Source organism: Rhodospirillales bacterium RIFCSPLOWO2_02_FULL_58_16 (assembly GCA_001830425.1).
Classification (GTDB): Bacteria; Pseudomonadota; Alphaproteobacteria; order Rhodospirillales; family 2-02-FULL-58-16; genus 2-02-FULL-58-16.
Genome location: MIAA01000052.1, coordinates 124,234 through 134,145, shown reverse-complemented (window position 1 = coordinate 134,145; position 9,912 = coordinate 124,234). Strand labels below are relative to the sequence as shown.

General features: G+C 61.0%; 6 protein-coding genes and 1 pseudogene (1 of these 7 only partly in view). 4 read left to right on the top strand and 3 right to left on the bottom strand.

The annotated features are described in order from the left end of the window. Positions 1 to 65: 65 nt before the first annotated feature. The gene (locus tag A3H92_12310; protein ID OHC73326.1) at positions 66 to 260 is read right to left on the bottom strand and encodes a hypothetical protein; all 195 of its coding nucleotides are present in this window, start codon (positions 258 to 260) and stop codon (positions 66 to 68) included. Between A3H92_12310 and A3H92_12305 the strand changes: the two genes are divergently transcribed. From A3H92_12305 to A3H92_12295, 3 genes are all read left to right on the top strand, one after another. Continuing rightward, entirely contained in the window at positions 250 to 3,420 is a 3,171-nt protein-coding gene (locus A3H92_12305; protein ID OHC73325.1) for a hypothetical protein, read from the top strand. The two genes, A3H92_12310 and A3H92_12305, sit on opposite strands and share 11 nt — an antisense overlap. A gap of 467 nt (positions 3,421 to 3,887) precedes the next feature. After that, positions 3,888 to 4,961: a lysine 2,3-aminomutase gene (locus A3H92_12300; GenBank protein OHC73384.1), complete on the top strand. Its 1,074-nt coding sequence runs from the start codon at positions 3,888 to 3,890 to the stop codon at positions 4,959 to 4,961. Between the two features lie 4 nt (positions 4,962 to 4,965). After that, on the top strand, positions 4,966 to 7,461 hold the full coding sequence (locus tag A3H92_12295) for a hypothetical protein (GenBank protein OHC73324.1): 2,496 nt from the start codon (positions 4,966 to 4,968) through the stop codon (positions 7,459 to 7,461). Here the strand turns inward: A3H92_12295 and A3H92_12290 are convergent. Next, positions 7,456 to 8,775, bottom strand: coding sequence for a two-component sensor histidine kinase (locus A3H92_12290; protein ID OHC73383.1), 1,320 nt, complete (start codon positions 8,773 to 8,775; stop codon positions 7,456 to 7,458). The two genes, A3H92_12295 and A3H92_12290, sit on opposite strands and share 6 nt — an antisense overlap. A gap of 3 nt (positions 8,776 to 8,778) precedes the next feature. Continuing rightward, positions 8,779 to 9,465, bottom strand: coding sequence for a DNA-binding response regulator (locus A3H92_12285; protein OHC73323.1), 687 nt, complete (start codon positions 9,463 to 9,465; stop codon positions 8,779 to 8,781). A gap of 126 nt (positions 9,466 to 9,591) precedes the next feature. On the opposite strand from A3H92_12285, the pseudogene A3H92_12280 reads away from it, so the two are divergent. Then, positions 9,592 to 9,912: pseudogene (locus tag A3H92_12280) on the top strand (malonyl CoA-acyl carrier protein transacylase); it runs 535 nt beyond the window's last position.

Genomic DNA, 9,912 nt, shown 5'->3' with positions numbered 1-9,912 from the left:
GCAGCAACCTCCCCTGACCCCTCCTTGGTAAGGAGGGGAAAGCGCGGGGATCGATGCACACGGGTTCAAAAAAGGTGTTTTGCGTTATTGTTGCTGTGCTTGTCGGCGGCGGCGATATCGGTATTTCCGGCCGTTGACGCCCTGGCCGAAGCGATTTCCGTCCGCACCGCTTCCCACGAAGGATATGGCCGCATAGTTTTCAACTGGCCGAGTCCGGTGCCTTTCACCGCCAGCTCGTCCGGGCGCAGTTTGGTCGTCAAGTTCAGTCGTCCGATCGAGGCCTCATATGCCCCCGTGGTGAAGGGGCTGGGAAAGTATCTGAGCGACGCCAAGCCGGGCGCCGACGGTCGTTCCGTGACCTTTACTCTCAAGGACGACTTCGGGGTTCGGAGCTTTGACATGGGCGCCGCCGTCATCATTGACCTGCTGGACAAGGAACAGGCCGCGCCGACTTCCGTCAGCGCCGCTCCCAAGGACGCTCCCCCGGTGAATATTCGTGCCGCCGAGCACAAGGATTATACCCGCATCGTTTTCGACTGGCCTTCCGCGCCGCCTTACGCCGTCCGACGCAACGGCGGAGATGTTGTGATTTCCTTCACCCGCCCCGGTCGGGTTGATCTCAAGGCATTAAAAACAAAACCGCCCAAATTCATCCTCGGCGCTTCTTCCGAGGCTAAGGACGCCGGGCCGAGCGTTACCCTGAAAATAGCGGAGACCTCCGAAATACGGCATTCCCTTTCCGGCGCCAAGGTCGTCGTTGACGTCATGCCTCCCGGCACGCTGAATCCTGCCGCCGCCCCGAAACCGGACACGGCGGCCCCGGCTTCCGCCTCGGCGGATAACGCCGCCGCGTCCGAAACAAAAGCGCCTGAAGCAGCCGCGTCCGAGGTTAAAACACAATCTGCGTCCACGGCGGCGCCGCCCGCAAAGGCGGGAAAGCCGCAAGCTCTCACCCCGCCGCCGACGCCCGAAGCTGCGGAAAAGGCTACGGCGGAAGCGGCGACAAAACCGGCGACCGGGGGAGCCGTTCCGGCGGCGAAGGTGACGGTAGCGCCCGTACAGGGGGAGGGAGAGGGCGAGGGCGATGTCATCGCCGTGCGCTTTGACTGGGACGAGCCGGTTGCCGCCGCAGTGTTCCGCCGCGCCGACAACCTGTGGGTAGTTTTTGACAAGCAGACAAAGGTTGACGCCGCGACGTTGCGGACATCGGCCGGCAATATCTTTCACGGCATCGAGCAGATTCCTTCGGAACGGGCTACGGTGCTTCGCATAAATACCGTGGCCGGTGTCAACCCCGGTCTCAAGCGGGACGGACTGGCGTGGATTTTTGAATTCCGCAAGCGGCCCTTGCAGGCCCGCCAGCCGATCGAGGTCAAGGCCCAGCACGATTCGCCGGTCGGCGCCCGCCTGTTCATTCCGGTGGCCGAGCCGGGCAATGCCGTCGTCGTCAAGGACCCCGAAGTCGGCGACGCCATCGTGGTGGTCCCGGTTATTCCCCTGGGGTACGGGGTTTTTCAGGCCTATGAGTATCCCCAGGCCCGCATCCTGATGAGCAGCCAGGGCGTCGCCATCCAGCCGAAAATCGATGAACTCAGGATTCTCCCCTTGCGCCAGGGCATAGAAGTGACCGGCGCCGGAGGCATGTATCTGTCGCCGGTTACGGCGTCATCGGCCGCCGACGCCACGCTGGGCGCCATGCAACCGTTGACCCGCGCCCTTGATCTGGAAAAATGGAGCAAGGACGGCCCGGATAAATTCACCGCCGTCAGGCAAAGTCTCCAGAAGGCGACATCGCCGGAGAGCAATCCTAAAAGCGAAAGCGCGCGTCTGGACCTGGCCCGCTTCTTCTTTGCCAACGGCTACGCCGCCGAGACCATCGGCATCATGGATTTGCTGGAGAAAGAAAAGCCGGATATCATTAATAATCCCGAATTCAGGGTATTGCGCGGCGCCTCCCGTTATCTTATGGGCCGCTACCCGGAAGCCAAAACGGATTTGGAAGACTTGAGTCTGGTCGGCAACGACGAGGGGACTTTCTGGCTTTCGGCGGTCAAGGCCGGCGAGGGCGATCTGGCGGGAGCGGCAAGCGGACTGAGAAGCACCGGCGCTATTATCCAGCCCTATCCCAAGGCGTTGAAGATGCCGTTGAGCATGCTGGTGGCGGAAGCGGCGATTGAGGTCGGCGACGTTAAACAAGCCGACCGTTTCCTCAAGGCGATTGAGACCGAGAAACCGACCCCCGCCCAGCAGGGCCAAATGAACTATTTGGCGGGGCGGCTGCTGGAGCTGAACGGCGAGTTCGACGGCGCCGTCGGCAAATGGGAGGAATCCCAGGGCAGCCCGCACCGTCCCAGCCGCGCCAAGGCCGCCGTCTCCCGCGCCGAACTTTTGCTGAAGACGGAAAAAATCACCCGCGCCGAAGCCATCAAGGAACTGGAGAAATTGCGCTTTGCCTGGCGCGGCGATGATTTCGAGTTCAAGCTGCTGCGCCGTCTCGGTCATCTTTATATGGAGGAAAATGACTTCCGTAACGGCCTGCGCACCCTAAGGCAACTGGTCACTAACTTCCGCAAGCACGAAAAGGCCCCCGAGGTCGCCCAGGAAATGGTCGACGCCTTTCACCGGCTTTATATCGGCGGCGAGGCGGATCGAATGCTGCCGGTGACGGCCATCGCCCTCTATGATGAATTCAAGGAACTGACCCCGGCCGGCGCCAAGGGCGACGAGATGGTGCAGAAATTGGCCGAACGCCTGGTCAATGTCGATCTTCTTGATCGGGGAGCCGAACTGCTTAAGGCCCAGGTCAATTTCCGCCTCAAGGACAAGGAAAAGGCCAGGGTGGGGGCCAAGCTGGCCATGGTCCATATCCTGGAGCGGAAGTTTGACGACGCCATAAAGGTTCTGGACGACGTCGACATGCCCGGCCTCGATCCTGAAATGGTCGATCAGCGTCGCCATATCAGGGCGCACGCCCTGGTCGGCCTTGAACGCCGGGATGAAGCCGTTGAACTGCTCAAGGAAGACAAGAGCATCGAGGCCGACCTGTTGCGCACCGATATATTCTGGAACGATAAAAACTGGCCCAAGGCGGCCCAATCAATAAGACAGTTGGCCAAGGCCTTCGACGCCAGGCCCAATACTCCTCTTGACGAAAAGCAATCTACTTATATTCTCAACGAGGCCATTGCGCTGGCATTGAGCAATAACGAGCGAGGCTTGGATCGGCTGCGAATCGATTACATAACGGCGATGGACGCAACGCCTCTCAAGGACGCCTTCCGTCTCATCGCCAGCCCCCAGACCATAGGCCTGATCGATTATGAAACCATCGCCGCCAAGGTGACGGATGTTAAGAATTTCCAGACATTCATGGCGACTTACCTTGAACGCATGAAAAGCAAAACCATCGGCGGCGGCTGATTTCCCTGATATGGCGTTGCGAATTGATACTATTGCTGGGGGGTGCAATAGAAGAACTTGACATGATCTTGTGTGAATGTATAAACAAATGAGACACGCGCTTATCCTGATCGACATATCGGGAAAAATAACCGGCCGAGAACTTGGAGGTAGAGTTGGCGATTAATGTCAGGCGTAGGGCGCCCTCCCATCTTTCAGATCAGGGGGCAGTGGCGGAAACAGCCTTAACTTGTACAGAAGACCCTCCGGATCCGGCGTCCGCTCCAATCCGTTGCGATCATGCCGCCGCAGAAGCGCCGTCGGCCAAATCCGGCGGCGGCGTCGTCAAGACGACGCAACGAATCGTCCCGCTTGCCGATGGTCGCCGCCAGGTGGCCCGTTTCCCGCGCAGTCCGCGAGCAGCTTCTTTCCAAAAAACATTTTTCCCTGAAACGAACAGCGCCGAGTGGAACAACTGGCGCTGGCAACTGCAAAACCGCATCCGCAACGAGGACAGGCTGGCTCAAATATTCCGGCTTTCAGAGGATGAGCGGCAGGGCTTGATAAGCCAAGGCGGCGCGTTGCCTCTCGGCATTACGCCCTACTATGCCTCCCTGCTTTCCCAGGACGACGCCGACGATCCTTTGCGCCGGACTCACATTCCCGTCGGCGCCGAACGTCTGTTTATGCCCGGCGAAGAAAGCGATCCCCTGGGCGAAGATCATCATGCCGTCGTTCCCGGCCTGATTCATCGTTACCCTGATCGGGTGCTGTTTCTCGTTACCGGCTCCTGCGCCACATATTGCCGTTACTGCACGCGCTCCCGCGCCGTCGGCGGCAATCATAACTTCAATACCTCGCAGTGGGAGGAGGCCCTCGCCTACATCGAAGCCCATACCGAGGTGCGCGACGTCCTTATTTCCGGCGGCGATCCGTTGACGTTGTCCGATGACAAGCTGAACTGGCTTTTGGGGCGGATTCGCCGCATTCCGCATGTAGAGTTTCTGCGCATCGGCACTAAAACGCCGGTGACGTTGCCGATGCGGATCACCCGCGATCTGGTGCATATGCTTGCGCGCCATCATCCGCTGTGGATGAGCATCCATTTCATCCATCCGGCTGAACTGACTACGGAAACAACAGAGGCCTGTCGTCGGCTGGCCGACGCCGGCATTCCGCTGGGGTCGCAGACGGTCCTGCTCAAGGGCATCAACGACAATGTCGATACGGTGAAAACTCTTATGCAAGGCCTGCTCAAGCGGCGGGTCAGGCCCTACTACCTCTATCAGTGCGACCCGGTTCGCGGGTCGGCGCATTTCCGTACTCCGGTGGAGAAGGGGCTTGAGATCATCCGGGGATTGCGCGGCTTTACATCCGGTTACGCGGTGCCGCATTTCGTCATCGACGCCCCCGGCGGCGGCGGCAAGGTGCCGCTGCTGCCCGACTATGTGATGGGACGCGACGGCGATGATCTTCTGGTCGGCGACATGCACGGCAACGCTCATCGTTATCCTGATCCGGGCGGCGCCATCGGCAAGGATAAGGGGTCGGCTGCGGTCTAGGGATATGCGGATCGGTTTTACTTATGATCTGCGCGATGACTATCTTGCCCTGGGGTACGGTGAGGAAGAAACCGCCGAGTTTGACTCCGAACGCACCATTGCCGCCATCGAGGCGGTGCTTCGGGGACGCGGCCATTATGTGGACCGCATCGGCAACGTCTGGAGTTTGACCGGGCGGTTGGCGGCGGGCGATCGCTGGGACGTGGTTTTCAACATTGCGGAGGGGCTGCACGGCGTCGGGCGCGAGTCGCAGACGCCGGCGCTGCTGGACGCCTTTTCCATCCCCTATACCTTCTCCGATCCCATGGTTACCGCTGTTACCCTTGACAAGGCGGTAGGCAAGCGCGTCGTGCGCGATCAGGGAGTGTTGACGGCGCCTTTTCGTGTTGTGCGGACGCCGGCGGATGTCGCTTCGGTCGCCTTGCCGTATCCTCTTTTCGTGAAGCCGCTCTCTGAGGGAACCGGCAAAGGCATCACCGAGGCTTCGTATGTAATCGACCTTGCCGGGCTGGAAGCGGCTTGCGCCTATGTATTGAGTGAATTCAAACAACCGGCTCTGGTTGAAACCTACCTGCCGGGGCGCGAGTTTACCGTCGGCATTCTCGGTTCCGGCGCCAAGGCGGAAGCGCTGGGGGTCATGGAGGTATCTTTTACCGACCGCGCCGAACGATGGGGCTACAGCTACCTGAACAAGGAGCATTACGAGGACAAGGTATCCTACGCGCTGGTTGACGATGACGACGCCCGCGCTTCGGTTGCAACGGCGCTGGCGGCGTGGAGGGCGCTCGGCTGCCGGGACGCCGGGCGGGTCGATATCCGCCTTGACGCCGCCGGCAAACCGAACTTCCTTGAGGTCAACCCTCTTCCCGGCCTGCACCCGGATCGCTCCGACCTCGTTATCCTCGCCGGGTTGAAAGGCATTACCCACGCCGAGCTGATCGGGCGCATTCTTGACAACTGCCTTGACCGACTGCGCGACGAACCACCGCCGGCCCCGCCGAGAGTTGCCGAACTGCGCTCCGCCGAACGGATTCGACGCGCCCTGATTTTGCATTCGGATGTCCCCGCCGACGCCCCGCCTGACGAGCAGGAAACTTTACAGCAGGCCGCCGAAATCAACGCCGCGCTGGTTGCCGGCGGCTTTACCGTGTCGCGTCTGGCTTATGACGTTGATGAAGACGGCCTGGCCTCGCGGCTGCGCGCCGCCGCGCCCGATATTGTTTTTAACCTGGTCGAATCCGTGGCCGGCCGCAGCGATAATATCAATCGCGCCCCCGCCTTGCTTGATCGCCTGGGCCTGGCTTTTACCGGCTGCGAATCCGAAACGATCACCGCCACCGCCGATAAACCGGCGGCCAAGCGTCGCATGCGCGCCGCCGGCATTGCGACTCCGGACTGGCTGATGCAGGACGAGGCGACGGAAGAAGGTCCGCCGCTTGACGGCCCCTTCATCATCAAGTCGCTTTGCGAGGACGCCTCGTTCGGCATAGCGGCTGATTCGATTGTCGGGAACCGGCGGGCGTTAGCCGACATGATCGCCGCCCGGCGGCGGCGCTTCGGCGGCGACTGGTTCGCCGAACGCTATATTGACGGACGGGAATTCAACGTTTCCCTGCTTGACGGCGAGGTGCTGCCGTTGGCGGAGATGCGGTTTGACCATTTGCCGAAAGGAGCGCCGCGCATCATCGACTATGCCGGCAAGTGGCTGGAGGGGACGCCTCAGTATGACGGCACGCAACGCATATTCATAAACGCCGCCGCCGAACCGGCGCTGGCCCGGATTTTGGTCGATGCGGCGCTGGCGTGCCGGGATGCCTTCGCGTTGTCCGGCTATGCGCGGGTTGACTTCAGGGTTGACGAGGCGGGAAAGCCCTGGGTGCTGGAGATCAACGCCAATCCGTCGCTGGCCCGTGACGCCGGTTTCGCCGCCGCCGCCGTAGCCTCCGGACTTAGTTACGAACAAACCATTGCCCGCATTGCCGCAACCGGATTCGCGAACCAGGCCGAGATGTCCTGCGTCTGGCGCGATGCGCCTCTTGACGGCGATCCGGCGGCGGTGGCCGCGCTGGTCGCCGCCACCGGCGTTTTTACCGGAGACGAGATCAGCGTCGCCCGCGATCTGGTGATCGAGCGTCTTACCAATGGTCCGGCGACGGGCTATGATTTCCTGTTCGCCGAACAGGACGGACGGCTGGTCGGCTATGCTTGTTTCGGCCCCATCCCCGCTACCGACAAACGCTATGATCTTTACTGGATTGCCGTTGATCCCGCGCTGCAAGGCCGCCATCTCGGCCGCGCCATAATGCGCCGCAGCGAACAGGCGATGCGGCGGGCGGGGGCGCAGCGCATCTACATCGAGACATCAATGCGCCCGGATTACGCGCCGACCCGGAAGTTCTACGTCGCCTGCGGCTATCGCCGGGCGGCCGGATTGACCGATTTCTACCGGGCGGGCGACGGCAAGGGCATTTATGCCAAGTCGTTGAACTTTAGTTTATAACGGCAGCCGCAGCTTTACCCGCAAGCCGCCGTTCGGGGATTCCATCAGTTCGATATCGCCGCCATGAGCGCGAACGACGTCGCGGGCGATGGTAAGCCCCAGTCCCACGCCGCCGGTTGCCGGGTTGCGCGACCCTTCAAGCCGGAAGAACGGCCTGAATACGTCTTCGCGCATGTTTTCAGGAATTCCGGGGCCGTCGTCATCGACGACGATTTCGATGGCGTCGCCCCGCCGGCCGGCGCGCACCGTCACATGGTCGGCGTAGCGTAGGGCATTATCGACAAGATTGGTGACGCAGCGCCGAAAGGCGCTTTTTCTCAGCGGCGCCGCGATCTCGCCCTCGGCGTGGAGGTCAACGGCGCCGCCGTTGCGCCGCGCCTGGGCGGCCACATCGCCGAGCAGGGCGGCGATATCGGTCGGCGTCGGCTGCTCCTCGCCCTCGCCACGGGCAAAATCCAGGTAGCCGCCGAGCATATGTTCCATCTCGACGACATCTTGTTTCAGGTCGGCGATCCCTTCGCCGTCGCCGGACATTTCCAGTTGCAGCTTCATGCGGGTCAGGGGGGTGCGCAGATCGTGCGAGACGCCGGCCAACATCTCGGTGCGCTGGGCGATATGACGCATAATGCGTTCACGCATGGCGATGAAGGCGAAAGCCGCCTGACGCACTTCCGAGGCGCCTTCGGGCTTGAAATTCAAAGTGTCGCGGCCCATGCCGAAGTCGTCGGCGGCGAGCGCCAGTCTGCGGATGGGCTTTACCTGATTGCGCATAAAGATAGTGGCGACGCCGAACAGGATCATTGATGTTCCCACCATCCACATGACGAAGACATAGGTGGTGGAGCTGAACAGCCGCTTGCGGGGGGTGACTATCCGCAATACGCCCTCCGTCAGTTGGATATCGACGCGCACATCGCGCTCCATGGATTGGGTATCGATCAGGAACGGCTTGTTGATGGCTTCATTTACCGCCTTGATGAGAAGCTCATCCTGGCGGCCGGCGGCGATGAGAGGGGTGTTGGGAAGAATCCCGCCCTCGTTCAGGCTCACCGAGAGCGACATATGAATATCAGCGATTTCAAATATCCGGAAACGGTCTTCGGGCTGCGGATTAAGCCGCATGAGGTCAACGACGGAGGCGATGTCGCCGGCCAGTCCACGGGCCAGACTCAGGCTTACCTTGTCCCAATGGTTCTCGAAAAAGATAAGCGCCGCCACCACCTGCAAAATCACCAGGGGCGTTATGATGATGATCAGCGAGCGCCCGAGCAGAGTGTGCGGAAGCAGACGCTTTACGATGTTTTCTTCGGTCATCATTTAATCCGTTTGCAGTACATAGCCCTTGCCGCGCACGGTTTTCAAATAACGCGGCAGCTTGGGATCAGACTCTATCTTGCGGCGCAGGCGGGTAACCTGGACGTCGATGGCGCGTTCGCCGCCGCCGGCCTTGGTCAGCGTAGTCAATTCCTCGCGGCTGAGGATATGGCCGTTGCGATCAGCCAACGCCCTAAGCAGCGTTGCCTCGACCTCGGTCAGGCGAATCGGCGCGCCGCCGCGACTGAGTTCATTCCTCGCCGGATCGAAGATGACAAGACCCAGACTCACCACCGTCGGCTCTTTTAGCGGCGGCTTGGGGATGCGGCGCAGAATGGAATTGATGCGCAGCAGCAATTCACGCGGCTCGAAGGGCTTGGCCAGGTAGTCATCGGCGCCCTGCTCCAGCCCGGCGATTCGGTCTGCGGCCTCGCCCATGGCGGTAAGCATGAGGATCGGCGCCGAACTTTTCAGCCTGAAATCGGCGGCAAAGGCGAGGCCGGATTCGCCGGGCATCATCAGGTCCAGCACGATCAGGTCAAAGGTAAAATAAGCAAGCTTGGCGCGGGCGTCGGCGGCGTCGCAGGCGGTAGTGACCAGATAGCCGTTGCCGCTGAGAAACTTGCGCAACAATTTGCGCAGCCGCACTTCGTCATCAACCACCAGAATATGAGGAAGTTCCTCGTTCATCTTAAACTAATCCCGATCATTCGTCGGCACATTATCATAAACCGGCGCATTATTACCTGTTAAAAGCCGCTCTTGACAGGGGACGCTCAAGCATTATCACTGACTGATTTTATAATCGGGGGGATCATGACGTCTCGCGCTTTCGTATTTCCCGGACAGGGATCACAGGCCGTCGGCATGGGGCGGGAGCTGGCCGACGTCTTCGCTCCCGCCCGCGAGGTGTTTGAAGAGGTGAACGAAGCGCTGAAGCAGAACCTGTCGCGGCTGATGTTTGAGGGGCCGGAGGATGAACTGACCCTGACCGAAAACGCCCAGCCGGCGTTGATGGCGGTCAGCCTCGCCGTGATGCGGGTGCTTCAGAAGGAAGGCGGGCTTGATCTCGCCGTTTCCGCCCGCTTCGTCGCCGGACACTCGCTGGGGGAGTATTCGGCGCTGACGGCGGCGGGA

What these genes read in the sequence shown, in the direction of transcription:
- A3H92_12295 (OHC73324.1), top strand. Translation starts at nt 4,966, where the DNA reads ATGCGGATCGGTTTTACTTATGATCTGCGCGATGACTATCTTGCCCTG.
- A3H92_12290 (OHC73383.1), bottom strand. Translation starts at nt 8,775, where the DNA reads ATGACCGAAGAAAACATCGTAAAGCGTCTGCTTCCGCACACTCTGCTC.
- A3H92_12285 (OHC73323.1), bottom strand. Translation starts at nt 9,465, where the DNA reads ATGAACGAGGAACTTCCTCATATTCTGGTGGTTGATGACGAAGTGCGG.